Origin of the sequence: Spirosoma arboris, from assembly GCF_009754945.1 — a bacterium.
GTDB classification, from domain to species: Bacteria; Bacteroidota; Bacteroidia; order Cytophagales; family Spirosomataceae; genus Spirosoma; species Spirosoma arboris.
Genome location: NZ_WPIN01000007.1, coordinates 327,790 through 354,118 on the forward strand (window position 1 = coordinate 327,790; position 26,329 = coordinate 354,118).

A 26,329-nucleotide genomic window follows, 5' to 3' on the forward strand; every position below is an offset into this window, starting at 1 on the left:
CTATTTTGTGGCTCATTCATCGTTCCTATGCCAATCAATATCAGAAAATATACGATTATCTTACTCGTCGGCATTCTACTAAGCTGGGGAGTGTTTGGTCTATGGTCCATCTGGCTAAACGGCGAACTGATTAAACCTGATATATCTGCAAAAGTTAGCCAGGTTGAGCAATTTGGGACTCGGTCTGGTCATGGTAATCTGTTGGGTATTCAACCCTGGATGGAGCCCGCCGATTATCAAAATGGGCTAACCTTCCGCGAAAAAATAGCCGGCTATCTGCAAACAGCAAAAGACAGTGGTCTGATTATACCTCAAAAAACGATTGTCATATTACCCGAGTATTTGGGCACATGGTTAGTTGTCATGAATGAATCGAATCGTGTGCATACTGCACACACGATTCAGGATGGCCTGACAGCAATGGTCGTAAATCATCCCATCAATTTCTGGAAGGCTTATCGAACAGTTCCTGAAAGCGTGAGCGATAAAACAAAGTATGCCGTCTTCGCCATGAAAGCCCGACAAATGGCTTATGAATACCAACTTGCGTTCGATATGCTGGCAGCGCAGTTTGAGGTAACAATTGTAGCTGGTTCAATTTTATTACCCAATCCATCAGTAAAAAACGGAAAGTTAGTCGTAGGCGATGGGTTGCTTTACAATGTCTCGACGGTATTCCGGCCAGATGGTAAACTAGAGCCGCAACTAATCAAAAAAGTTTACCCCATCGCCGACGAATTGCCTTTTGTTTGTCCGACAAACCCAGCAGATGTACCTGTTTTCAACACGCCCATTGGCCGATTAGGCGTCTTGGTCTGTGCCGATTCGTGGAATTCGCCTGTTTACCAAACACTAAAACAAAAAGGCGCAACCCTACTGGCCGTTCCCTCCTATTCAGCGGGTGATCACGTCTGGAAAACAATCTGGCGAGGGTATAGTGGCACTCCTACCCCAGACGATGCTCGTGATGATGTAGGAAAACTTACCGAAGGGCAAGCCTGGCTCGCTCATGCTATGGCGGGCCGTGCCGCTCCCGAAGCGAATATTACACAAGGCATGAATGTATTCTTACGGGGTAAGCTCTGGGACTTAGGCTCCGATGGCACAACAATCATGCTAACTGGAAAAGCGACTCCTCAAACCGCCCGGTATATCAATGGTGCCGCTATAATTTGTTTATGGCTATAATTTCTCAAAAAAATATATTTTGCATTTTTCCAAGAATATTCACCCAGAAAAATAGTACACCTCTTATAAGTAATCAATTACTACTTAAGACATATAGGATTTATATCTTTTCTTATAAATGAAAAAATCTTTATTCCAGATGAGCGCGTAGGTACATCACCTTAGTTGCCAAATAACTAAGACTACAAATCACCTAACTATTTTGCTCAATGGAAAACGTTACTAATCGACCTGAGACGACATCTTCGGCAGCTAGTCGCCGGTCGTTTCTGCGAGTAGCGGGGGCAGCAGCCGTAACAGGCGGCCTGCTCACAGCTTGCTCTAATGCGGACGAATCTTCTGTCACACCTACTGGAAGTGCCCGTGCTGCTGGTACTACAGTATCATTGCCTACTGGTGATAATGGAGTCCTTGCTTTCGCTTACGTACTGGAACAGCTCGAGGCTGCCTTCTACGAAATGGTACTTGCAAAACCATATCCAAATATGTCTGCTTCTGACATAGCACTATGGACAGACATTCGCGGTCACGAAATCATTCACCGGGCGCTTTTCAAAGCAGCTGTGGGCAAATTGGTGCCAGATTTGACATTTAATTTCTCAAGCATTGACTTCAATAACCGTGCAGACGTGTTGATTCATGCTGAGGCTTTTGAAAAAACAGGCGTAGGTGCTTACAATGGTGCAGGTAAATACATATCGAATCCAGACTATCTGACATTGGCCGGTAAGATTGTATCGGTTGAGACTCGTCACCACTCCATTCTCCGTGAGTTGCAGTATCCTTATTCAGATGCATTTGCTGGTCCAACGATCGTAACCAGCGATACGGGTTTACACCTTGCTTACGAGCCAACGTATGTGCTACCTATCGCACAGAAGTATATTCTTGAAACACTCGACGCAAGCGCATTAGTAGCCAGCCTGTCATAAACCTCTCAACTCCAATGAACTTACAGAACATACTTAACGAAATTGAGAAGGTGGATGGCGAGATCTTTGATCGCCTGGCCCACGTCTCGCGTCGGGGCTTATTTAGCTCGTTGACTAAAAAAACGATTGCTCTGGCTGCACCAGCAGTTATGGCCTCTGCCCTGAATAAATCCTATGGTCAGGCTTTGCCACAAGGCGTAAAGGATGTGCTTAATTTCGCCCTTGCCTTAGAGTACCTTGAGTTTACTTTCTACGATTATGGCCACAACCTGGCTATGATTCCAACTAACTATAAGCCAGCATTTGAGCTTATTCGTCAGCACGAACAAGTACACGTTCGGTTACTGAAATCGGTACTGGGTGCAGATGCGATCGCAATGCCTAAATTTGATTTCTCGGCTGGCGGCATATTCACCGATACGTTCACCAACTTCGCTACCTTCTCAGCTATTGCTCAGACCTTCGAAGATACCGGTGTTCGGGCTTATAAAGGTCAGGCAGGTAACTTACAAGTTGCGAAGCCAATTCTGCAAGTAGCGTTACAAATTCATGCTACCGAAGCTGCTCACGCTGCCAATGTTCGCTACATGCGGGGTCAGAAAGGCTGGATTACCGGCGGTACTGCCGCTTTGTCGGGTCTCCCATCTGTTGTCGATGGCAATTACAAAGGTGAAGAAAACACTGTACAGGCTAATGTTGATCTAGCTGCTGCACTGGCTGGCGATAATCGGATAACTCCTGCTATGGTTATGCAAGCTTTCGATGAGCCTCTGGACAAAGCTACTGTCCTGGGTCTTGTTGCGCCTTTCTTTGCAAAATAAGCATATACAAATTGAGCAATAACAAACAAGCCGTCGGTATGGTACCGACGGCTTGTTTGTTTACAGTATCATCTATCTTTAGACCAGTCCAAAGGCCGATAGCGTAACAAATTCACTCACTCGAGACTGAATTTCTTCCTGAGTCAGATTCATAATTCGCTCAGAACCAAATCTTTCGACACAGAATGACGCCATAGCAGAACCGTAGATGATAGCCCGCTTCATGTTGTCGAACGAGATATCGTCGGTTTTAGCCAGGTAGCCAATGAATCCGCCAGCAAACGTATCGCCCGCTCCAGTTGGATCGAACACCTCTTCGAGCGGCAGCGCTGGAGCGAAGAAAATTTGTCCTTCGCTAAACAGCAAGGCACCGTGTTCGCCTTTCTTGATGATAACCGTTTGGGGGCCCATCGTCCGGATTTTAGCCGCAGCTTTTACCAACGAGTACTCATGCGTTAGTTGGCGAGCTTCTTCATCATTCACCACTAAAACATCAACCAGCTTGAGCAGGCTCATTAGGTCTGGGTTGGCGATTTCGATCCAAAGATTCATCGTATCGAGTACAATGAGTTTAGGACGCTTATGCAAGCGCTCAATCACTGTTTGCTGAATAGCCGGGGCCGTGTTACCCAGCATTAAATACGTACAGTCTTGGTACGATTCAGGAATAACTGGGTCAAAGTTTTCCATCACGTTTAATTGGACTTCTACAGTATCGCGGCTATTCATGTCGTTGTGGTACTTACCCGACCAGAAGAAGGTCTTCTCCCCTTTCCGGATCTCCAAACCTTCCGTATTGATTCCATGCTGATTGAGATCATCAATCATGCTCTGCGGAAAATCGTCGCCCACTACAGCAACCAGATTATTTTCTTTCGTGAAGTACGAAGCCGAAAGGGTAATGTAGGTGGCGGCACCGCCGATGATTTTGTCGGTCTTGCCGAACGGGGTTTCCAGGGCGTCAAATGCGACGGAACCAACAGTTACTAAGCTCATTTATTTTTTGTTTGTTTCAGGTTTCAGGTTCCAGGTTTTCAACAAGTTCAAGTTTGCGGATAAACATCAACATGAAACTTGAAACATTAAACCTGAAACAACTTTATTTCTTCCGCCCAATTACCGGGCAGCGTTTAAACGGTTTGGTTTCGTCGAACAGCTTGCGGTACGTAACGTGTGTTTTTACAATTTTCGACCCCAGTTGACTCACAAACCGAACCATGATTGGGTTGAAATCACCCACCCAGTTCATTTCCAGTTCGGTGTATTGGAAGTTCGGATTGTTATCAGCTTCATGGGGCATTCGGAGGGCGATGGCTGCTTCAACACCTTTTCCCTGATGTTCGGGAGCAACACCAAATACAACGCCAAACGCTTTGTGGTTTGTTTTCAGCAACATATGCCACAAAAACTTCAGTTTCCCGATCAAATCAAGCTTCCCATTCACGTGCTTGAACACTTGGTTTAACTCGGGCAAGCAAACGAAAAAGGCGACTGGCTCATCAAGATAATACGCGAAGTAAATAATCTTTTCGTCGATAACTGGCTTCAGTTTTTGCATCAACAACTGCGCCTGTGCCGCCGACATCTCTTTCACCCCACTATGACCACCCCAGGCTGCATTATATATATGTCGAAATTGCTCAGCCGCTGCGGGTAACTGCTTTTTATCAATCGTCCTGAAACTGTAATCCGGATTTTCATAAATACGTCGGGCGCGATCTTTTACTGCCTGCGACATATCGACTAACTTCGACCAGGTTGTTGGAATACCAAACGTGAACTGTTTGAAATAATCCTTAAAGCCGTAGTTTTCAAAAAACGGAATGTAATACGGTTTTGTATAAGGCATGCAGTAATTGGGTTCCTGGTCGAAACCGTCAACCAGCAAGCCCCACCAACGGTCGCGATCACCAAAGTTGATTGGGCCGTCCATAGCTTCCATACCTCGCTGTTGAAGCCAGGATTTTCCAGCATCGAACAGCATAAAAGCAGCCTGTTGGTCGTCTACACATTCAAAAAAGCCGACTCCGCCGGTTGGCTGATCGTTGTCAAGATTTGCAATTTCGTGATCAATAAATGCGGCTATCCGCCCAATGGTTTCAGACTTGTTGTTTAACAACAAAAAACGAACACACTCACCATGCTCAAACCGCTTGTTGCGGGATGGGTCGAATATTTCCTCAACATCAGTATCGAGCGGTCGAATCCAGCACGGATCGTTGCGATACAGACGAACAGGAAACTGAATAAATTCTTTCTGGTACTGGGCATTTGTGCCCACTTCAACTACCTGCATCCCTAGACCTAAGTGGGCGATTTGTAAAAACAAAACGCGAATATAGCCAAAAGCTATGGGTCGTGCAGATGAGCTACCATTTTCCAACGAACAATCCGTAACTTCGCCCTCATGAACAGTATCATTTTTGCTATGCTACCTAAGGAAAACCTTGCTTTATCGACATGCTGTTGTCGCTGAACGCTTTATCTCGCCTATAGATGCCGGTCCGGCAACTCAATTCCTTTCGTAGTGTTCCCGAAATAGTCAATCTACCAATGCAGCCGCTTCACTTATACAATACGCTTTCGCGTAAAAAAGAACTATTTGAACCGATCAATGCGCCTTACGTAGGCATGTACGTTTGCGGCCCGACGGTTTATAACTACGTTCACCTGGGCAACGTCCGTACGTTCCTCACATTTGACACGCTCTATCGATACCTGACTTTCATCGGCTATAAAGTACGGTACGTCCGTAACCTGACCGACGTTGGCCACCTGGTTGGTGATGGCGACGAAGGAGAGGATAAAATTGGGCGGATGGCCAAGCTGGAAAAGGTCGAGCCGATGGAAATCGTGCAGCGTTTTACCAACGATTTCCATACGGTAATGGCCCAGTTCAATACATTTCCACCGAGCATTGAACCTACCGCTACGGGTCATATGGTGGAGCAAATTGAAGCCGTACAAGCATTGCTTGCCAATGGATTAGCCTATGAATCAAACGGTTCGGTGTATTTCGACATTGAAACCTACAACAAGCGAGGTGGCAATTACGGGAAGCTATCGGGCCGGATTCTGGACGATTTGCTGAACGAAACTCGTGAACTGGATGGTCAGTCAGAAAAACGCAGTCCGCTCGATTTTGCGATCTGGAAACGTGCTGCCCCTGAACACCTCATGCGCTGGAACTCGCCTTGGGGTGAAGGCTTTCCTGGCTGGCACCTGGAATGCACATGCATGAGTACTAAGTACTTAGGCAAACAATTCGATATTCATGGCGGTGGGATGGACTTAAAATTCCCACACCATGAGTGCGAAATTGCGCAGGGAGATGGCTTAAGTGGTGTTGATCCTGTTCGGTACTGGATGCACTCGAACATGCTGACTGTCAATGGCCAGAAAATGTCGAAGTCATTGGGAAATTCATTCCTGCCCGCCGAGTTGTTTGCGGGAAATCACCCATTGCTCGACCAGGCCTATAGCCCCATGACGGTTCGATTTTTCATGCTGCAATCGCATTACCGCAGCACACTCGATTTTTCAAATGATGCGCTTAAAGCTGCACAGAAAGGGTATCGTCGATTAGCGAATGGCTTGCGAATCGTTAAAACCCTAACCTATTCGGCAGATGAAAGTGTAACGGTGATCGAAGAAAAGCAGCAGGAGATTCGGCAGGCAGTTGAGCAGTTTTATGAAGCCATGAATGACGACTTAAATACAGCCGTTGGAATTGCTCAGCTATTTACGTTGCTGAAGTACGCCAATATGCTTTATCTGAAACAGCTTCAGGCTGCAGTCTTAGGCGAAGAGGTATTCAACTTACTGAAAGAATCATTTGTATCATTCATGAATGACGTGTTAGGTTTAAAGGAAGAAGGCACTGACAATCAGCCTATTCTGGAAGGTTTATTAACCCTTTATCGTGAATATAAGGAGCAACGCCAATACGATAAAGTCGATCAAATTCGCTCCTACTTTAAAGCGCAGGGACTGGCGATTAAAGATATGAAGCACCAGATTGACTGGGCTTATGAAGAGTAAGCACTCGCGCTAGAATAAACAATAAGTCCGGTTGAATTACAACCGGGCTTTTTTGTTAGTCAAAATCATCAGAATCATGCGTAAGTCTTTTCACTTATCCATTCTTGTTTTCTAATTATTTAAACGACTGACTTTTCGGTATTTTTGCGGGCCGGTGCACAAAACCGACATTTAATCGTTTTTACAACATGAGATCCCGGCTTAAACGGGGTTATGTTGTTCTGTCATGAAAAAAATCTTCCTTGCTTTTCTGGTTGTAGTTCTGTCAACGAGTGCCTGTCGTACGAAGCAGTCTCAGACCGACACGACACAAACTACCGAACAACCTGTTACGGTTACTGCCCCAGCTTTTAATGCCGATTCAGCCTATACGTATATTGATAAGCAGGTGAAGTTTGGGCCGCGCGTACCCAACACGCCTGCTCATGTTCAGACGGGGAATTATCTGGCGGCTAAGCTAAAGCAATTTGGCTGTACAGTTATTGAGCAAACGTTTGTGGCAAACACCTGGGATGGCAAAAAACTAAATGCCCGTAATATTATTGGTAGTATTAATCCTGACGCAACCAAACGTATCGTGCTGGCGTCACACTGGGATTCACGCCCTCATGCCGATCAGGACCAGGACAAAGCCGATCAAACGAAGCCTGTTACAGCCGCGAATGATGGTGCCAGTGGTGTTGGTGTTCTTCTTGAACTGGCTCGTAGTATTCAGCAAAGCCAGCAGAAACCAACCGTAGGCATCGATATTATTTTCTTCGACGCCGAAGACTGGGGTAATGGCGAAAAAGCCAGCAACGATTTTGAACAGGCCAGCGGTAATCAGTTTGATTACATCGGCTTTTGCCTAGGCTCTCGATATTGGTCTAAAAATCTGCATAAGCCCGGCTACTCAGCTTATTTTGGTATTCTATTAGATATGGTTGGGGCTAAAGGGGCTACTTTCGCCAAGGAAGGTCTTTCGATGCAGTTTGCTCCTACTGTAGTTAATAATGTCTGGCAAACGGCCAGTCGCGCCGGATACAGCCAGTATTTTGTCGATACTCCGGGCGGTCAAATCACCGACGACCACGTAGCACCCAATACCATCGCCAAAATTCCGATGATCGATATTATTCATACGAACATTACTACTGGCGGCTTCTTTCCTGCCTGGCACACTGCCGAAGATAACATGAGCAATATTGATCGGGGTACCCTTAAAGCCGTTGGTCAGACTTTGTTGCAGGTACTTTACAATGAACAATGAGTAAACTACAGTATATAATGCGTCGACTTTCTCTCTTCGTGTTTCTTACGGGGAGTCTGTTTTCCTGTAATTCGATACCTGATCAATTCGGCAAGCTTGATTTGAAAAAATGGCGTGGTGATCGGGGTGGTTGCAATGGCGTTCGCGCTACACTTGTACCCGATTTCAGAGCTGAAATACAAAATCTGAAAGGCAAAACAACGAACACCATCGGCGAGCTCCTTGGTCGGCCCGATATCAATCAAATTGCCGATCGTAACCAGAAGTTTTACATTTACTTTTTGGAAAAAGGCTCACACTGCGATCAGCCGGGCGTTAAATCCAATAGTCGTTCTGTAGCTATTCGTATGAGTGCGATTGGGTTGGCAACCGAAGTTACGTTTCAGAATGGCTTGCCATGATTGTACCCACGGGCTTCAGCCCGTATTTAGGTGAAGATAAATTCATAAAACATCACGGGCTGAAGCCCATGGGTACAATTGCTCATTACACGTAAAATTTTTTCCGTTCGATCATCTCTTCCACAACTTCCGGCACCATGTAGCGTATAGAGCGATTTGCGCGAATATTCTCCCGGATAAATGTTGCCGAAATATCCAGCAGGGGAGCTTCTATGATTCGAACGTTAGCGTGCGTTTTAAACGGACTTTCAACTACTCGGGGGCGCTGGTAAACGTATAAACCATAGTACTCCAGAATCTTATCGTAGTTCTTCCAATTGGCGAATTGCTCCAGATTATCCTCTCCCATAATCAAACGAAAGGTGTGCTGTGGGTATTTTTCGCTTAGGCGCGTCAAGGTATCAATCGTATAACTGGGCTTGGGCATCGAAAACTCAATATTCGTGGCTTTTAGGCGACTATTATCGGCGATGGCCCGCTCCACCATATCAAGTCGGTCGAACTCGTGCAAGAGGCTTTTAGTCTTTTTGAAGGGATTTTGGGGCGATACGACAAACCAGACCTGCTCAAGATCAGTCGTAGTCGCCATCGTATTCGCGATGATCAGATGGCCAATATGGATTGGATTAAACGAACCGAAGAATAAGCCGATTTTCATAATGTATTGATAGTCGTCAGCCAATAGGAGTTACTACTCTTAAAGCAATCACCATTGACTGACGGCTATTGACTTATATCACTGTCGCTTTAGCTGGCACTTTGTTTTCGTTTACGAAATCATCAACCAGTTTTTGCGCTTTCTGTAGCGATGTCTCTAGGTCATCATTCATTAAAATAACATCGAAACGGTCCTGAAAGCTCATTTCAAAGTGTACTTTGAATAAGCGTCGGGATAAGCTTTCTTCGGTTTCAGACCCACGCCCAATCAATCGCTGACGTAGCGTTTCCTCATCAGGTACTTTTACAAAAACGGCCAGCGCTTTATCGCCATAAAAGTTTTTCAGCTTCAAACCGCCCTGTACATCAACATCAAAAAGGACATGCTTACCGGTAGACCACACTCGTTCGATTTCAGACTTCAATGTGCCATAGAATGCACCAGTATAAACCTCTTCCCATTCTACGAATTCGTTATCATCGATTTTATGCTTAAATTCTTCCGGTGTCAGAAAATAATAATCCTTACCATTTTCTTCGGCTCGGCCCCGACGATCGCGCGTGCAGGCCGAAATAGAAAAGCCGAGATTCGCATTCTCGGCCAGCAGATGTTTAACAATCGTGGTTTTGCCCGAACCAGAAGGGGCTGAAAAAATAATAAGTTTACCGTCCACAGTGGATGATGGGTTGATTTAACTAAAAGTAATTGGGGTAATTAAGGCTGCCAGGATAAGCACTTCCTTAATTACCCCAATTATGTTGACTGCTACTAGCTGAAACTCAGAATTCGGGATTTAATCGTTGCGACTAACTGCTCAGGGCAGCATCGTTTCTCCATGCGCTTCGTCAATAACTCCTTCACTTCCTTTTCAAGCTGATACATTTCAATGCATGGTCTGCATGATTCGAGATTCGCTTTCACTCTGACAAGCTGTTGTTCTGTAGCTTCTCCATCCAGGATCAACTGAATCATCTTCAGACAGTCGGCGCTGTGATTGCAATGTTCTTTCATCTCTGGCTTATCACTAGATGAAGCTGAGGACGGCAACGAGGTTTGCATTGGAAAAGTTTTATTTATTCCAAGAATAATAATACCATTAAGTTATCAGCAGAACCAATTTAGGCTTATAAAAAGTTCGGTTTATTCTTCATTTTCTTCTTTATAGCCCATCGAAGACGCGTAATCACGCAATTTTTCTTTCAATAGGTTCCGAGCCCGGTGTAATCGAGAGCGGACGGTACCTATTGGGATATCCAGAATTTTTGCCATTTCCTCATACGTAAATCCTTCGATATCGCAGAGGATAATAACAGTCCGGAAATCCACGGGCAACGAGTTTAAGGCCGTTGCCACTTCATCGCCAATTAAATCAGAAACCGATTCAGCCCGAAGGTCAACCGTATGCTCAGATTCTGCATCTTCAGAATTATAGGTCGTTTCAACGTCCTGATAATCTACTTTGGCAGGTTCCTTACTTTTTTTCCGATAATCGTTAATGAAACTGTTCTTCAGAATGCGAAACAGCCATGCTTTGGCGTTAGTTCCTTGCTCAAAAGACGAAATAAACCGAAATGCTTTTAGGTAGGTATCCTGTACAAGGTCGTTTGCATCGTCCTCGTCAGTTGTCAACCGAAAAGCAAAATTGTACATGGAGTCAATGTGGGGCATAAACTCCTTATTGAAAATCTGGTACTTCTGTGCGTCGGAATAACCACGAGCGGGAGTATCTGCCGATGGTTGTTCGGTTGGATCGCTGTCGGGTAACAATTGGTCGTCGTCGCGAGTTGGCGTATCTGACATAACTTCGGGAATAGTCGCCATAAAAGTAAGAGTTAATTGCCGTTTACTATTGGCAATCCTCAACGAATTCAATAATTAGCCGATCAGATTCGCTGAGTTACACTAGTAGCACCACAAAAATTAATCCTTTGTTCAAAAAGAATGGTCAAATTTAGTCAACTATGACGATTTGGCAGTGAACGTTCTTATCCATGACAACGTTAAAGCCGGTCAAATTCTACTTAGATCTGTAGAATTTGACCGGCTTTGCTTATTTAACGGCTATTTACGCTGCTATTGTTTTAAAATAGCGTTTAAGCCAAGAGTTAACTGCCTGAATCCGCCAATCTGCCAAAAACTCCGCTTTCGTTTTCACCAATGTGTTAAATGCAAGGGTATTGGGCGTTATGACACCTTCTGCCACAGCCGCTTTGATAGTAGGCAACGCAAATGTCTGCACTGTGCCATCTGCCAATTGAACAGCCGCCGAACGATCAAAGAAATCTACTGAAATTTGGCGGCCAATTTCCTGTATTGTTCGCATTGACGAGTCGATAGAGCAACCGCTTGGTAAACTATAACCCTCATCAACACCAACCACAACAAAGCGATTTTCAACCACTTTTGCCGACGATAATAAGGGTTGGCCATGCGCAGCCCATTGATGCAAAGCAGGTTGTAAGGCCTCCTCGATCGCTTTTATATCGCCATCTGTAAGCGGGCGATTTGCCTGATAAACCCAAACGCGGGCCGTATCGGGCAGTTTATCAAAATCGATGTACATAATCAATGAAGAATGTAGAATGAAGAGTGTAGAATAAAATTGTGAAGTGGCATTATTTTACACTCTTCACTCTACATTCTTCATTATGATCACAACCCTTGTCCCTGCGCGATGAGTTCCGAGATGTCGAATACCCGAACAGAATCTTCGCGGTTCTTATTCTTAACTCCATCCGACATCATGGTCATGCAAAACGGGCAAGCAACCGCAATTGTATCGGCACCCGTGCTAAGTGCTTCTTCAACACGCTCAACGTTCACATCTTTCTTGCCGGGTTCTGGTTCTTTAAAATATTGGCCACCGCCCGCTCCACAGCATAAACCATTGGCTCGTACACGCTTCATTTCGACCAGATCGGCATCTAATGCTGCCAAAACCTCACGTGGCGCTTCGTACACGTTATTAGCTCGGCCAAGGTAGCACGAATCATGAAAAGTTATTCGGCGGCCTTTAAATGGCTGTCCATCCTTCACCTTCACGCGTCCTTCGTTGATTAATCCTTGTAAAAACTGAGAGTGGTGAATCACTTCGTACGTACCACCTAATTCAGGGTACTCATTTTTAAGCGTATTGAAGCAGTGCGGACAGGCTGTCACTATTTTCTTGACGTTATAACCGTTCAGCACCTGAATATTCGACATTGCCTGCATCTGAAACAGAAACTCGTTTCCTGCCCGACGCGCCGGATCGCCCGTACAGGCTTCTTCTGGGCCCAACACCGCAAACTTAATGCCGACGTGATTCAGGATACGAACGAAGGCAATGGTCACCCGTTTGTAACGATCATCGAATGAACCCGCGCAGCCAACCCAGAAGAGAATTTCTGGCTCTTCGCCCGATGCCATCATGTCGGCCATCGTTGGCACTTTGTATGTTTTTTCAGTCGTCATTTCTTTTTGTTCAAGGTTCAAGGTTTCAAGTTCAAGGTTACTATGGGGTCAACTAACATGGAACTTGAAACAATTACTACTCATTTACCTGATCAGCCCAGTTGAAACGGTCGCTTGGCGAGAATTTCCAGGGAGCCATGTTATTTTCGATATTGCTAAACATCGCATTCCAGGAAGCGGGCGCATCCGACTCTTCCATGACCCGGTAACGACGCAATTGGAGAATAATATCCAACGGATTTATATTGATTGGGCAGGCATTCACACAGGCCTGGCAGGTTGTACAAGCATTGAGTTCCTCTGCAGTTATATAATCGTTCAGAAGCGATTTATCATCCTTATAATCGTAGCCATTTGCCTTCCAACCCTGCTGGATCTCTTCGAGCCGGTCGCGGGTATCCATCATAATTTTGCGAGGTGACAGCTTCTTGCCAGTAATATTAGCCGGGCAAGCCGATGTACAGCGTCCACACTCGGTGCAACTATAAGCATTCATCAGATTGATCCACTTCAGATCCTGAACGTCTTTAGCCCCGAAACGACCGATTTCTGCTGGAGGTTGTTCACCGTTATCATTTGTCTGCGAACCACCTACTTCAGTTGTGACAGGCAGGCCAAGCGCGAGCTGTACCTCTTTCGTGATTTCAGGCATGTTCTGCATTTCTCCCTTCGGTTGAAGATCTGAAAAATAGACGTTCGGAAAGCCGAGCGCAATGTGCAGGTGTTTCGAATAGGTCACATAAACAGCAAAGGACAGAATACCCAAAATGTGAAACCACCAGGCAGTACGTTCGTAAACCATCAACCCGGTATCATTAAAGCCGGAAAAAAGAGGCTTTAAAAATTGGCTAATCAGGAAGTCAGGTACAATGCCCTTGAGTTCAGCATAGTGTCCAACACCCCGGTCACGAAGAACACTGTCGGATGCATTCCAGGTCAGGAAGGCGATCATGAGCAGAATTTCAGCAGTTAGGATGATCGCAGCATCAGTTCGTGGCCAGCGAGTCATTTCCCGATGTCGTTCCTGCTGAAACCGAGGTACTTTCGCAATAAACCGCCGGCAAAGAAAGATGACACAAACGGTCAATACGCCTACTGCCAATAGTTCAAAGACATCGATTAAAATCGGGTAAATAGGTGTGATATAAGGTGCAAACAGTCGATGCGTCCCTAAAACGCCATCCAGTATAATTTCCAATACTTCGATATTAACAATCAGGAAACCAGCGTAAATAACGAAGTGCATGACGCCAACCAGCAAATTGGTAAACATCTTTTTCTGCCCAAAAGCGACCAGTAACATTGTTTTCAGTCGTTCATCAGGATGATCAGATCGGTTTTCGGGACGGCCAAGGTTAATAGCGCGTGTAATCAGTCGTACACGTTTAGCTATATACCAGACTGTAGCAGCGAGGACCGCTACAAATACTACTTGCTGAATAATTTCCATTCTTATTTGATCGCATTTCGCCTGATAATCAACTAGCTGATTCAGACTACATCACTTTATGTAAAAATATTTTGATCCATGCATTGCAAAATGGCATGTTATGCATACTTTTGCACCCACGTTTCAGGGTGATGTAGCTCAGTTGGTAGAGCAAAGGACTGAAAATCCTTGTGTCGGCGGTTCGATTCCGTCCATCACCACCCTTGAAATCAGGCAGTTACGACCAAAGGTTGTAGCTGCCTTTTTATTTGGTAAACAATTCGTAAACAATTTGCCGTGTGCAATTACACCGCGATAAAGAGAATTATTTTCCATTTCTCCTGAATTACCCCGCAAATATAGGCACATTGTCGATATTATGCATGCATACTAATTTCAAAACTATTTAGCAGCCCCTGCGTTTTTCAGCGACTTTTAGCCGCGTCAACACAAGTCTTTGGGAGGGTCTATCCGCCCATTAACTGGTTTGTGAGGCAAAAATGGGAAAAATACCCTGTCAAAAACGGGGAAACTCCCGTTGCATATTCTATCAATCGTTTCAAACTTTATGCAGTAATAAGTTACGTATAAAGTCTGATAGATAATTATCTATCCTAACGCTAGTCTCCCTCAACGTTCTTACCTGGTTCTGTCTCTTGAGTCCATGGCTCAACGTCCGTTTCTTCCTGGCTTACTGTTTTAAAGCGCTCCAAAGCTCTATATAGCTGTTACATTCATTGCCCTTATGGATGAATTCGATCTTGATCAGCCTCTTATCGACATATTCTCTCCCCAGGAGCACAATTACTGGACAGCACGCCATGCCGTTGAAGGCGTGCAGATTTTTGGTGGGATTGGGTCCGGCAAAACGTCCGGTTCAGGGCGCCTACTCGCTCTAAAGTATTTAATCAACGGCTTTGGCGGATTGGTGTTAACGGTAAAACCGGATGAGAAAGCGGCTTGGCAAGAGTACGCTCAGTTGACGGGCCGGACCGATGACCTGTTGATTATCGAGCCCGGTGGCGAACACTGTTTTAATTTTCTGGAATATGAATCCCAACACGCGACTGGTGAAAAAGCAATCACGGAGAATATTGTCGAGGTCTTGAAAACGGTTATTCGGGCCGGCAATGAGAAAGATACGGGTAAAAGCGATGATGCCTTTTGGGAGACAGCCCTCGATATGCTCATCTTCAACGTCATTGACCTTTGTAAGCTGGCCTACAACTATATTTCCATACAGGACATGTATGATATTGTTCAAACGGTTCCCAAAGGTGAACAAGCCTTACAGGCCCAAACGAAAACTGCCCCCGACAAAGCCTACCGAAAAGCCATGGCAGCGGCCCAGTCGAATGTCAATGTTCAGATCGACGCATGGTTTTTAACCCTCCCGTTTGACATGCAAGAGCGGCTAAGGGAGAATAACGCTTTGTTTGAGATGGAGATGTTGGAAGCGATTCCCGATGCCCGGCTCCTCAAATTTGTGGATCAGTTCTTCGTCGACAATTTTATAACGCTGAGTGACAAAACGCGTTCTATTATTGATTTCTCCTTTTCCAGCTTTCTGTTTCGGCTCTTGCGTGAACCGATTTATTCCATGTTTTGCCGATACGCATCCACAATAACTCCTGAAGATAGTCTGGACGGAAAAATCATCCTGATAAATCTGCCAGTCAAGATCTATCAAAAAGTGGGTCGTGATTGTCAGATCCTTTTTAAGTATATCTGGCAGCGGGCGATGGAAAAACGGGATCAGACCCACAATAACTGGCCCGTTTTTTTATGGGCCGATGAAGCGCAGAATTTCCTCCATGAACATGATGCGGATTATCAAGCCACAGCGCGCAGCAGCCGCATTGCAACGGTCTATATCTCCCAAAACATCCCGAATTACTACGCCTGCATGGGCGGCCAGAAGGCGGAATACCGGGTTAAAAGTTTTCTGGGGACCCTGGCCACCAAGATCTTTCACGCCAATGCCGACATCGAAACCAACAAGTACGCATCCGAGCTGATAGGCGAGATCTATTTTGAAGATGAATCCGAAAGCGTAACCGTGGCCAAAGATTTTTCGCAAACCCGTGGCAAATCCCTGCGGCTCGAACGAATTGTGCGGGCTGAAGAATTTGTACGCCTGAAAACGGGTGGCCCTTTGAATCATTACTATGTGGAAGGGTATCTCCACCGGCAAGGAGACCGTGTCGCGAAAGGCTTTAATCACGTCAAAATGGTTTTTAACCAAGTATATCAACCGCAATCTTAATCACCCAATAAACTCCTTATACTTCATGAAAAAGAATCTGTATTATCGTACCGTTTACAAGCGGACAAATCTGGTTAAAGAAACTATTCTAGCGTACGTTCAAGCCTTCAGCTCCTACCCTCGTCTCTTGTTGGAAGTCTTTATTCGGCGCAACTTTGGGGAACGTTATTTTTCGTTTTCAGGCGCTATCACCATTTTGGCTATCCTGATCATCTTGCCGTTCTATTGGGAATTTGGCTGGGCTGTGTTTGACGAACGATTTTTCAGATACATTAATCATCATATTAATTGGGGAAACTTCTTAGGTCATTACTTCACGTGGTATCTATTTCTGGCTGGATTTCTTTATATGAGCCTCAAGCGCGAGGCCGAAGTCAGCCGCTTACCCTCCGTTTACGATTTTAAGCGCTTTAGCCTGTCTACGGGATTGATTCATCCTCGATTTTATGATCTCAAACTCAATGGAAAATATCCGAGTGAGCGCACCATTTCCATCTGGTTGGAACCAGGCCTATTTTTCGGCATTGGCTTTCTCTTATGGGTATTAGACCAAGAGCTAGGGAGTTTGCTTATAATTTGCAGTATTATTTATTCACTGAGTTACAGTGCATCTTATCATCAGGGGGACAATTTTGTCATGGATAAGATCGATGAAATGATCTGTAATGAGGAACTCGTCAAGGCATTTGTTCACGACCGGAACTCCGATGAGACACGGGGTTTTAGTTTTCAGGGACGCCGACCCGCCGATCCGGAAACTCGCCGGAAAGTTGCTGAGACTTTCGTTGAAGACGATCTTTTCCTGGCGTTATAGGGACCTAAGCTGTGCTTAGGGAAGAAGTCTGATGCAAATTGATTAACCGGTTTAGCTTCTCCCTTCCGCACAGCTCGGGGTGATTTCTCCGCGTTACTGTTGATCCACCAGGTTTAAGCAAACGCGAAATTGCTGCGTTGATTACAATCCATGCTGTATCCTTATCTGCATGATACGGATGATCCAAAGCCGTTCTGCCGCTCACGCCAAAGCCTATTTTTCCGAGGCTTTGGTGAAGGCCGACTATTACCTGTCTGATCAGGATCAGGAATACAGCGGGCGCTTGCAAGGCAAGCTGGCCGAACGTATAGGGATTACCGGTCCTGTTACGAAGGATGCGTTTTTCGCGCTCTGCGAAAATGTCAGCCTGGTGACGGGTGAGGCGTTGACGCCCCGCACCAAAGACGAGCGGACGACGGGCTACGATATTAATTTTCATTGTCCAAAATCGGTCAGCATCCTGCATGCGCTGTCGAACGACACGCATATCCGCGATGCGTTTGAGGAGGCTGTCCGGCAGACCATGCTCGACATGGAAGCCGACAGCAAAACGCGGGTGCGCAAGAATAATATGGATGACGAGCGCGATACGGGTGAGTTGATCTGGGCTGATTTTATCCATCAAACAGCAAGGCCGGTTGGCGAATATTTACCCGACCCGCATTTGCATGCCCACTGTTTTGTCTTTAATGCGACTTGGGACGAGAAAGAAAACCAGATGAAAGCGGTTCAATTCCGGGACATCAAACGGGACATGCCCTATTACCAGGCCCGGTTTCATAAACGGCTGTCGGATCAATTGATTGAGCAAGGGTACCAAATCAGACGCACGGGAAAATCGTTCGAGATCGAAAATGTGCCCGTGTCCGTCATCGATCTATTTTCCAAGCGAACCGATGAGATTGGTCGGGTCGCCCAAGAGAAAGGCATCACCGATGCCAGGGAACTCAGCGAGCTGGGTGCCCGCACCCGCGCCAAAAAGCAGAAAGGCCATAGTATGGCCGAACTGAAAGCCGACTGGCGTCGGCAAATTGACGAATTGGGGCCAGACGACCAAGGCCAGGGTAAACGCGTTATCCGGTTTGCACCAAATAAAGAAAAACAGGTGATGACACCAAAGCACTGCGTCGATCATGCCATCGGGCATGATTTCGAGCGGGCTTCGGTCATGCATGATCGGCGTCTATTGGCCACCGCCTATCGGCACAGCATCGGCCATGTGGACGTGTCGTTAGACACGATCACCGAGCAGCTGGAAGCCGATGAGCGGCTAATCCAGGTCGTCGAAAAAGGGCGTACGCTGTGCACCACCCGGCAGGTGCTGGCCGAAGAACAGCACATGGTTAATCTGGCCCGACTGGGTCAAGGCAAACTCAAACCGCTCTACACCAAAGCGCCAGCCCTGACACTAACAGGTCAGCAGGCCGACGCCGTCAGGCATCTGCTGACCAGCCCGCATCGGGTGTCGATTATTCGAGGGGCGGCCGGTTCGGGCAAAACCACCCTGATGCACGAAGCGATTGAGAAGATCGAACAAGCTGGTAAGCGAGTGACGGTGGTTGCACCCTCCTCGCAGGCGTCGCGTGGCGTGTTACGCGAGGAAGGCTTTACCCAGGCGCAAACGGTGGCCCAACTCCTCGCCGATGAAACCATGCAGCAAAACCTGACAGGCCAGGTCTTGTGGGTGGACGAAGCAGGACTACTGGGCACCCAGGATATGACGAGGTTGCTAAGCTTGGCAACCCAAAAAAATGCGCGCCTGATTTTAGGAGGAGACACGCGCCAACACGCTAGTGTTGTGCGGGGCGACGCTTTACGGATCATCAACACCGTAGGCGGTATCCAGACTGCCGAAGTCAATAAGATCTATCGCCAAAAAAACGAAGCGTATCGCCAGGCGGTCGAAGACCTGGCCAAAGGCGATATGCGCAGTGGGTTTGCCAAATTGGATCAACTGGGATCTATTCAGGAGATTGACCCGCTGCAACCGAATGCCACCTTAGTCGAAGACTATGTGGCGACGGTGCAGCAAGGCAAATCGGCCCTGGTAATCTCGCCCACCCACGAGCAAAGCGAGGCAGTAACCGAGGCGATTCGGGAAAAACTCAAAGCCACTGGCTTGGTAGGTAAGAAGGAAATCAACGCGCCCCGATTAGCGAATAGGAATTTGACCGAAGCCCAGAAAAGCGATTGGCGCAATTTTCAGGCCGGGCAGATTATCCAGTTCAACCAAAACGGACCTGGCATCAAGCGGGGCAGTGTTTGGACCGTAGAAAGCAGCTCGGAGAGCGGAATTTTCATTCGGCAGGATGATCAGCCACCCATCGCTTTACCACTTCACAAACCGGGCGATTTTGATGTGTATCAGAAAGGCGACATTCATCTGGCCAAAGGCGATCAGGTGCGCATTACCCGCAATGGGTTCGATCAGGACAAAAATCGGCTCAATAACGGCCAATTGCTGGACGTGGTCAAGGTCAGCAAACATGGGGACATCATGTTGCGCAACAACCTCAGCAAAGCGGAGTATCGATTGAGCCAGAACTATGGTCATCTGGCGCATGCGTATTGCATCACGTCTCACGCATCGCAGGGTAAAACCGTCGATGAGGTGTTTATTTCGCAGCCCGCTTCAACCTTTCCGGGAACGGATGCCAAGCAATTTTATGTGTCGGTATCGCGGGCTCGTTTCCAGGCCCGTATTTATACCGACGACAAAGCCCAATTATTGGACTATGCATTACGGGATGGCCATCGTCAATCAGCGCTGGAACTGGTAGGCCAGACCCAGGAGCTGATTGAGCAGCATATCCGAAATACGTTGAGCCGCTCATCGGCCAGCAAAGCGGTGCCGAATGAGCGGCCAAAACCATCACCCTCTAAAGACCGCGACTATGAACCAGGGCTTTAAGCTTCGCTTCGACCAGCTGCGCGAAAGTGATCCAACCCATGATGATACAGCATCGGGCTCGCTTGAGACCGACCCCTATCAACAACCGGGCTATGTGCGGAATGTCTGTTTCGTCTGGCCAGACAACCGACGCATGTTTTTTAACTATGCGTATCTGGTAGCGGTAGAATTTGAGCCTGGACACGAAACGAATGTCATCAAGCTGTCTTTTTCATCGCATACCGTTTTGGTTAAAGGGTATAGTTTGGAACCGCTCTTTATGGCCTTGCTCGATCATTTGCCCCGGCTGATTACCGCCATCGAGCCCCGCTACGTGCTGGCGGAGGATAAAACAGAGGCCGTGGTCATCGAGATACACGTCGAGAAAAAAGACGCCTAATTTGGTCTGAAACGAAGTTAGATAGAGAAAAGCCGGGCAGAAATCTCTGCCCGGCTTCGCGGGGTTATTCCTTGGGTTTATTACGCCGGATGACCAAATTAGCATCCTGGCCTTTGTCCTTCAGGTACGAGATGCCCAGTGAATTGATGGACAGATTTAAGCCCTCTCCGCCGTTGTGCTCCCAGGCAGCGCCTATGGGGAGCCAGGTAGACTTGGCATTGCCCTCCCTGGTTTCGACCACATAGATCGTATGGGTTGGTGTATTGGAAGTGGTTTCAGGTTGGGTAGTCATCATCATATCTCCTTTTCTGTTTGGTTGATGATGGGAGCGGCCATAGGTCAAGCGAGGGGGCCAGCTCCCCGAAGGGCAAAAATCGATGCGCAGCCAATCGGCGTAGCGTCTATTTTTGACCGAAGTCGGCAGAGGCCGAGCCTTTTTGACATGTCAAAAAGGAGGGATAAGCGCAAGCCCCCTCGCTTGACCTACGCTGCCATCAACATTCAACCAAGACAGGAAAGGAGGTTCTGATGAAGCCCACCAAACGATCCATTGCCCATCAACTGGTTTGTATCTATGTGGTCGAAGCCAGGGTGCTGTAAGTTGTAAATGTAGTCAACGGCTTTTTGTGCCTGGGAAGCCGCTGAGGCAGTAGGGCATTTGTCATCATTGACGATCTGGCATCAAGATTGACAATAAGCGCCCTGGAGAGCCTGTTGCATTTCGGCTAATCCGTTCAAAGCGAATTCCACTTGGCCGATGGCAGTTCTGCTAACTGATAATCTTTGAGTTGTAGGCCACGATCATGCTGGCCACTTTATCCAACTGTCTGTCTAGTCAACCGCAACTATGTCTTTCTCAGTTACGTAACTTCATCGCTGGAGAATTTCGCCCCTTGATGCCAAAAGCCAAGTGGATTTGTATCCGCTCGGCTTTCGGTTTATTGGGGTAGACGGAGAGGAACACGTTTTGGCCCAAATTATTGAGGGACAGGTTCATGCCTTCGCCGTCATGATGTAGCCAAGCTATGCCAACTCTGATCCAGTCGGGGTTATAAGTACCCTTGCGTTTTTTACAAAATAAACTCTGTGGGTTGGTGCTTTAGCATTGATTTCATCTAGTTTAGTCATCATCACATCTCCTTCGTTTGTTGTTGATGATGGAAGCGTCCATCGTTCGAGCGACGCGTTGGACAAAGTAGTCCAAACTAGATTGGCCAATTGGGCTTATGCCAGCTAATACAAAAAAAGACTGGCTAAGTAGCCAGTCTTTTAAGTGTTCCCTTAATAATTAACCCTTAGTGATTAAGGATCCCTGGGACAAACATGCTTGTTCCCGTTTATAGAGGATGATTAAAATTTGTTGAATGCCAAAATCCTGTAGGCGAAGGCCGTTATTTAAAGCCCAAATACCTGTATGCTTCTTTGGAGTGACTGCTTCGCACTTTTGGAAGAAAAGTACGAAACTAAAATGATAGCCTCTTTTAAAACGAACATCCGTTTATAGAGCAACAAGCTAGAAAAAATGAATAAAGGGCATTTATAGACAGACACCTTAAAGTTCATACTGAATTGGTGGGAGCGTAACGGTTTCCAACCAGTAGGTGCGCAACTCACGAAAACAAGTTAGCCAGTCAGCGAACTCGATTGGTTTAACCACGTAAGCCGAAACCCCCAGTTGATAGGCGTCCTTAATATCGATAGGGTCAACTGAAGAGGTAAGCATAACAATCGGAAGCGTACCGATAGGCGAAGGCATGGCTCTAATCTGCTTGAGCAACTGCCACCCAGTAGCATTAGTGGGCAAGTAGAGATCCAGCAAAATAAGTTTGGGGATTTCCCATTCTTGATAGCGCCAGTCCTCAAGTAAGGTCATTGCTTGCTCAAGGGTGGCTACGCGCTGTGCGGTTAGCTCACTCATACATTGCCGCATGGCCTGTTGAATGATCAGCCATTGATCGTCATCATCTTCAACAATGAGTAGTTTAGCGTTTTTAAAATTGGCATTGATCAGATTATGGGCGCTTTTCACGATTACTAAAGAGGTTAGTGTGTACTCTACTAACTCGCCACTGGCACTATTGATTAAGCGGATAGCTTTATAAATCTCCTGCCAAGGGCGTGCGTTTGAAAAAAAGCCACGTTTGAGCGTGGCCTTCTAACTCCCATTCCCATTTCAACAACCTTGATTATCAAGGTTTACAAAAATACTTTTTCACCAGGTTTCGCTGTACGAAACCAAAACGACAGTATTATTAGCGGCCTGTAACATTTCAAACGTGGGCTAGTTAAGCTTAAAATCCTACTGAATGGGCGTTTTCGCTTTCTAACTTAACTAGAATGGGGATGGCCAAGTCAATAACTTCCGTTTGGGTTATTGATGATATTGACGATCAGACGCTTATCACAATCGCTTTTAAAAATATTGATCCTATTATCCTAGTAACCTTATTGGATAAGGATGAAGCTTTTTTGAACCATATTCAACAGGCTAGTCCGTTAGCTAAGTTAGTACTGTTAGATTTGAATATGCCCAAGATAAATGGATTTGAAGCCTTGAAAGAATTAAGGGCTAACACCAAATATGATGCAGTTCCTATTATCGTGTTAACCACCTCATCAAATTCTACAGATAAAGAAATTGCCTGGTCACTAGGAGCTAATGGCTTTTTCAATAAACCCGTTACCTATACAGAGCTAATGAATGTGATACAAAAAGTGGCTATTCAATGGCATGTATTTCAAAATTAACTAAGCAAGTTAAAACTGGATTTGTGGAAGCGTAACAATTTCTCATCAGTAGATGTGAACGTTTGTAAAGAGCTTTTCCTCACTAGATCAGAAGTCTTTCTAATGAGTGGTGTTTAGTCAAAAATAACTAACAGCCTATAGCAATCATGTCCCCGCCACTGGTTATCCAAGTCGGTAAACCCAAGGGCCACTTTCAAGGCTTTAGACGGATCAATACGCGCTTTACATTCGACAACGGCACGGTGTGGCTACAAATGAAGCGAAGTACTTTTATTTGTACACCAATAATCCCCGCGCCAGAGTTGTCTATGAACACACTAGTTTTTTTATCCTAGAAATTGATGGGACAGAGAAGACAGTACAGGTCATCCCAGGGGATAAATAAGCTACCTACAGCTAGTGTAGTACTAGATGATATTTTCGTAGGGGCGAGTTCTATGCTCCTTTTAGATAGCACGTCATTTCGTACTTTGGGAAGTAAAGTACGAAACGGCAGAACCTTGTACTGACTGGCCCCCAAAAAGCCACTAGCGCCCTTTTGGGGGGTTAGTGACTTTTTGGGCACCCTTGTCAACTAAGGCTTTAGTTGACTAAGATAGGCTTGTTTGGAAGAAATAGTTCTAGCAGCAAGTCTAGATTTAGTCTGGGCTGCCATATCCAACAGTTTCTTATCAAGCTTCATATACGTCATAACGCCTGCCTCACTATCGGTAGCCCCATTTTTCTTCGCTAAATCGTACCAGGCTTGAGTCAGATCTTGCAATAACTGGCCGATCGGCTCACTCTTTTCAAATTCACTAATCGTGATTTTATCTAGGGCGGTATAAATCACTTTCACGGTGGGGCTACTCGGTACGCCTGAGACACTACTGGGCGGGGAGTCAACAATACTAAGTCTTCGCTCCTCACTCTGAGCGAGGGCACTCCGCGACAAACAGAATGCGACTACTAATACGAGTAGGGTCTTGATTCTGGAGGTGCCCCCCAGCGACGATGTACAGATGTTTTGTATAGGCATGGTGATTGAGGCCTGAGGTTTGTAACGGTGGAGTTTTTTGGGCAGGTAATAACCACAGACCCAACAATATAACACAATTAATCCATTAAATAATTCTTCTTAGAGAAAAGTAAACAAAAAGTTAAAAATTTAGTTGTTCACAAAATTTTTAACTTTTTGTTTACCATCTTTTGTAATCAGTCTATAGCCAGGGGTGGCCCAGCCAGCTGCTACCAGCAGAAACTTACGCCAATTCTGATTCTTGGTCGTGAATAATAAACGGGCGACTAAAATAAAACGCTATCGTTTTTGTATCTTTTCAACCAGTACTGACTTTGAGCGTTTCGCCGGACCAAATTATTCCCTGTATGAGAGCAAGCTTGATCGCTCTGATTGGAGCTGAAAACACCAGACTGCAATTGATCCCGTCCACCGACGAACCGGCCCTGATCGAAAGCAGCTATGAGCGTTTGCAAAAGTTGGTTTGGGATCTGAAACAACTGGGTCCTAACGCCTCGGCGGTGAACCGGGTGTGGCCGATTCTGGTCAGGGTGGGTAACAACGAGCTTCGCCAGATGCGCGGTCAGTATCAGAACGCGTTACGCACTCAAGACACAACAGCTTATGTAGATGCTCATCATCAGCTAAAGGCCAAAATCAGGGAGACGATTTTACCGCTTTTTCACTAAGCATTTCTAGTAAATACCCGTGATTTTTAGAACTATAGGACCAACCTCGTAGATTTGTAAAGAATACGGTTTCGTATTTTGGGAAGTAAAGTACGAAACGGCAGAACCATTTCTTTCGGTATACCCATTAATAGTTTGTTAGTATAAATAAAGTGCATTATCTTGCCGATCCCTATATACTCCTAACGACCAAGCCTTTACTTAGGCATGCACACGCATAAAGCAGATCGGTATAATACGCTTTATGCCATTCTTTTAGATCGCTGGCCTGATAACCGTCCCATGGACGTGCTCAACTTAGCCAAGGCTCAAGATACCAACGATCAGAAACTACTGGCCGCTAGCATTAGCCGCCTTCAGAAAGGCCTTAGCAGCCTGCTTAGCCAAGTCAATTCTAGCCGAGCCTCCCAGCAAACGCTTGACGACTTACACACCCAAATCCAGCAGCTTTCTGACAAGCAAGCGGCTTATGATTTGATCGATCAGATCAATAACCAGCTCGACTAACTCCACTCTCGTTTGCATTAGACCAACTATATACCTTCAGCGCGTTCACATCTAAGATTAATTAAGACAAATTAGTATGCATACATACCAAATAGTAAATATCTAAACAAAAATTGAATTAAAAAGATATATTATTTGACTTTTTGATCTATTTGTCGTCCAAGAGTTAACTAAATAGCTATATGAAGACCGCACCATTAAAAAGACAGTTGCCTATACTGGATACACGTACGTCTGAGTATATAATAGCTCATTGGCTTGAAGCAATCACGAACTTCTACGGATATTATCACCAATTAACTGCCTGTATCAGCCAGGGGATAATTGAAAAAGAGTTAAGAAGCAACCTAGCCTATATGGGTCAGTGCCCAGTGAGTGAATTGATAAAGCTGACTCGTTGCATGCAAACGGAGTTGGCAAAATTAACTCAAGCTATGGATCAAGTAGATCTTCTCAAGACCCCTACTGCTAAGATGATTTGTGCCAACCTGGCAGGTCATACATTGCGATTAAATCAATTAAGTGGCCAAGCCCAAACTAGGCTTTACTTAATCAAGCGATCTGCTTCATAAGCGCAAAAATTCTGCTGGCAATTTCTATTTTGGTTTCGTACGTTGGGAAATAAAGTACGAAAAACTTATCTAACTGCCGTTATTGTTCAGGCTGTTTGAACACCACTTCACCCGACCTACCCTACTCCTACCGCACCGGCCTTTCGACATCTTTGGCTGATTTTTATCATCTTTGCGTTGGCCAACACCGATGGCTATTCATCAGGACTATTCAGGTTAAATCGAGCTAAACAGAATGTATGCGTCGATTACAGGCCTTATTCTACGCATGATA

The 26,329-nt window shown here is 45.9% G+C and carries 26 protein-coding genes and 1 tRNA gene; 15 read left to right on the top strand and 12 right to left on the bottom strand.

What is annotated here, in order from left to right; all coding sequences use genetic code 11:
- The first annotated feature begins 27 nt into the window (after window positions 1-27).
- The 3 genes from GO755_RS20315 to GO755_RS20325 all read left to right on the top strand — a co-directional run bounded on the left by GO755_RS20315 (window position 28) and on the right by GO755_RS20325 (window position 2,941).
- A complete protein-coding gene (locus GO755_RS20315) occupies window positions 28-1,188 on the top strand; it encodes a nitrilase-related carbon-nitrogen hydrolase (RefSeq protein WP_157587121.1) in 1,161 nt (386 codons plus the stop codon).
- Window positions 1,189-1,397: 209 nt separating this feature from the next.
- Window positions 1,398-2,120 carry a ferritin-like domain-containing protein gene (locus GO755_RS20320; RefSeq protein ID WP_157587122.1) on the top strand — a complete coding sequence of 241 codons (723 nt, stop codon included), beginning with the start codon at window positions 1,398-1,400 and terminating at the stop codon, window positions 2,118-2,120.
- Window positions 2,121-2,134: 14 nt separating this feature from the next.
- Entirely contained in the window at window positions 2,135-2,941 is an 807-nt protein-coding gene (locus tag GO755_RS20325) for a ferritin-like domain-containing protein (RefSeq protein ID WP_157587123.1), read from the top strand.
- Between the two features lie 78 nt (window positions 2,942-3,019).
- Here GO755_RS20325 and GO755_RS20330 read toward each other — a convergent pair whose 3' ends face one another.
- Window positions 3,020-3,937: a PfkB family carbohydrate kinase gene (locus tag GO755_RS20330; RefSeq protein WP_157587124.1), complete on the bottom strand. Its 918-nt coding sequence runs from the start codon at window positions 3,935-3,937 to the stop codon at window positions 3,020-3,022.
- Window positions 3,938-4,040: 103 nt separating this feature from the next.
- On the bottom strand, window positions 4,041-5,237 hold the full coding sequence (locus GO755_RS20335; protein ID WP_157587125.1) for a hypothetical protein: 1,197 nt from the start codon (window positions 5,235-5,237) through the stop codon (window positions 4,041-4,043).
- A gap of 257 nt (window positions 5,238-5,494) precedes the next feature.
- Here GO755_RS20335 and cysS point away from each other — a divergent pair, with 257 nt between their 5' ends.
- From cysS to GO755_RS20350, 3 genes are all read left to right on the top strand, one after another.
- Window positions 5,495-6,982, top strand: coding sequence for a cysteine--tRNA ligase (cysS, locus tag GO755_RS20340; RefSeq protein ID WP_157587126.1), 1,488 nt, complete (start codon window positions 5,495-5,497; stop codon window positions 6,980-6,982).
- A 226-nt stretch (window positions 6,983-7,208) separates the two neighbouring features.
- The gene (locus tag GO755_RS20345; protein WP_157587127.1) at window positions 7,209-8,231 is read left to right on the top strand and encodes a M28 family peptidase; all 1,023 of its coding nucleotides are present in this window, start codon (window positions 7,209-7,211) and stop codon (window positions 8,229-8,231) included.
- A gap of 17 nt (window positions 8,232-8,248) precedes the next feature.
- Window positions 8,249-8,632, top strand: a complete 384-nt coding sequence (locus GO755_RS20350; RefSeq protein WP_157587128.1) for a hypothetical protein — start codon at window positions 8,249-8,251, stop codon at window positions 8,630-8,632.
- A gap of 85 nt (window positions 8,633-8,717) precedes the next feature.
- Here the strand turns inward: GO755_RS20350 and nadD are convergent, their stop codons facing one another.
- The 7 genes from nadD to GO755_RS20385 form a co-directional block, all read right to left on the bottom strand.
- Window positions 8,718-9,290 (bottom strand): nicotinate (nicotinamide) nucleotide adenylyltransferase, encoded by a 573-nt coding sequence (gene nadD, locus GO755_RS20355; RefSeq protein ID WP_157587129.1) that lies wholly within the window; start codon window positions 9,288-9,290, stop codon window positions 8,718-8,720.
- A 73-nt stretch (window positions 9,291-9,363) separates the two neighbouring features.
- A complete protein-coding gene (gmk, locus tag GO755_RS20360; RefSeq protein WP_317165919.1) occupies window positions 9,364-9,963 on the bottom strand; it encodes a guanylate kinase in 600 nt (199 codons plus the stop codon).
- A gap of 95 nt (window positions 9,964-10,058) precedes the next feature.
- Window positions 10,059-10,301 carry a hypothetical protein gene (locus tag GO755_RS20365; protein ID WP_142776446.1) on the bottom strand — a complete coding sequence of 81 codons (243 nt, stop codon included), beginning with the start codon at window positions 10,299-10,301 and terminating at the stop codon, window positions 10,059-10,061.
- A gap of 129 nt (window positions 10,302-10,430) precedes the next feature.
- Window positions 10,431-11,111, bottom strand: a complete 681-nt coding sequence (locus GO755_RS20370) for a sigma-70 family RNA polymerase sigma factor (RefSeq protein ID WP_198174876.1) — start codon at window positions 11,109-11,111, stop codon at window positions 10,431-10,433.
- A 244-nt stretch (window positions 11,112-11,355) separates the two neighbouring features.
- Window positions 11,356-11,853, bottom strand: coding sequence for a hypothetical protein (locus GO755_RS20375; protein WP_157587130.1), 498 nt, complete (start codon window positions 11,851-11,853; stop codon window positions 11,356-11,358).
- An 89-nt stretch (window positions 11,854-11,942) separates the two neighbouring features.
- On the bottom strand, window positions 11,943-12,743 hold the full coding sequence (locus GO755_RS20380; protein ID WP_157587248.1) for a (Fe-S)-binding protein: 801 nt from the start codon (window positions 12,741-12,743) through the stop codon (window positions 11,943-11,945).
- A 76-nt stretch (window positions 12,744-12,819) separates the two neighbouring features.
- Entirely contained in the window at window positions 12,820-14,193 is a 1,374-nt protein-coding gene (locus GO755_RS20385; RefSeq protein ID WP_157587131.1) for a 4Fe-4S dicluster domain-containing protein, read from the bottom strand.
- A gap of 127 nt (window positions 14,194-14,320) precedes the next feature.
- Here GO755_RS20385 and GO755_RS20390 point away from each other — a divergent pair.
- From GO755_RS20390 to GO755_RS20410, 5 genes are all read left to right on the top strand, one after another.
- Window positions 14,321-14,393: transfer RNA gene (locus GO755_RS20390), tRNA-Phe, on the top strand.
- Between the two features lie 524 nt (window positions 14,394-14,917).
- Window positions 14,918-16,438, top strand: a complete 1,521-nt coding sequence (locus GO755_RS20395; protein ID WP_157587132.1) for a type IV secretory system conjugative DNA transfer family protein — start codon at window positions 14,918-14,920, stop codon at window positions 16,436-16,438.
- A 25-nt stretch (window positions 16,439-16,463) separates the two neighbouring features.
- A complete protein-coding gene (locus tag GO755_RS20400; RefSeq protein WP_157587133.1) occupies window positions 16,464-17,252 on the top strand; it encodes a hypothetical protein in 789 nt (262 codons plus the stop codon).
- A 169-nt stretch (window positions 17,253-17,421) separates the two neighbouring features.
- A complete protein-coding gene (mobF, locus tag GO755_RS20405) occupies window positions 17,422-20,163 on the top strand; it encodes a MobF family relaxase (RefSeq protein WP_227687016.1) in 2,742 nt (913 codons plus the stop codon).
- The gene (locus GO755_RS20410; RefSeq protein WP_157587134.1) at window positions 20,147-20,542 is read left to right on the top strand and encodes a hypothetical protein; all 396 of its coding nucleotides are present in this window, start codon (window positions 20,147-20,149) and stop codon (window positions 20,540-20,542) included. The genes mobF and GO755_RS20410 overlap by 17 nt, the downstream gene beginning before the upstream one ends.
- A 64-nt stretch (window positions 20,543-20,606) precedes the next feature.
- Here the strand turns inward: GO755_RS20410 and GO755_RS20415 are convergent, their stop codons facing one another.
- Both GO755_RS20415 and GO755_RS20420 read right to left on the bottom strand, forming a co-directional pair.
- Window positions 20,607-20,840: a hypothetical protein gene (locus GO755_RS20415; RefSeq protein ID WP_157587135.1), complete on the bottom strand. Its 234-nt coding sequence runs from the start codon at window positions 20,838-20,840 to the stop codon at window positions 20,607-20,609.
- A 1,254-nt stretch (window positions 20,841-22,094) separates the two neighbouring features.
- Window positions 22,095-22,571 (bottom strand): response regulator, encoded by a 477-nt coding sequence (locus tag GO755_RS20420; RefSeq protein WP_317165920.1) that lies wholly within the window; start codon window positions 22,569-22,571, stop codon window positions 22,095-22,097.
- A 314-nt stretch (window positions 22,572-22,885) separates the two neighbouring features.
- Here GO755_RS20420 and GO755_RS20425 point away from each other — a divergent pair, with 314 nt between their 5' ends.
- Window positions 22,886-23,290, top strand: coding sequence for a response regulator (locus GO755_RS20425; protein WP_198174877.1), 405 nt, complete (start codon window positions 22,886-22,888; stop codon window positions 23,288-23,290).
- A 574-nt stretch (window positions 23,291-23,864) separates the two neighbouring features.
- On the opposite strand, the gene GO755_RS20430 is transcribed toward GO755_RS20425, so the two are convergent.
- Entirely contained in the window at window positions 23,865-24,308 is a 444-nt protein-coding gene (locus GO755_RS20430) for a hypothetical protein (protein ID WP_157587137.1), read from the bottom strand.
- A gap of 347 nt (window positions 24,309-24,655) precedes the next feature.
- Here GO755_RS20430 and GO755_RS20435 point away from each other — a divergent pair, with 347 nt between their 5' ends.
- The 3 genes from GO755_RS20435 to GO755_RS20445 all read left to right on the top strand — a co-directional run bounded on the left by GO755_RS20435 (window position 24,656) and on the right by GO755_RS20445 (window position 26,055).
- Window positions 24,656-24,976, top strand: a complete 321-nt coding sequence (locus tag GO755_RS20435) for a hypothetical protein (RefSeq protein ID WP_157587138.1) — start codon at window positions 24,656-24,658, stop codon at window positions 24,974-24,976.
- A gap of 207 nt (window positions 24,977-25,183) precedes the next feature.
- The gene (locus GO755_RS20440; protein WP_157587139.1) at window positions 25,184-25,483 is read left to right on the top strand and encodes a hypothetical protein; all 300 of its coding nucleotides are present in this window, start codon (window positions 25,184-25,186) and stop codon (window positions 25,481-25,483) included.
- Window positions 25,484-25,665: 182 nt separating this feature from the next.
- Complete coding sequence (locus GO755_RS20445; RefSeq protein WP_157587140.1) at window positions 25,666-26,055, top strand: hypothetical protein; 390 nt, start codon at window positions 25,666-25,668, stop codon at window positions 26,053-26,055.
- Window positions 26,056-26,329: the final 274 nt, after the last annotated feature.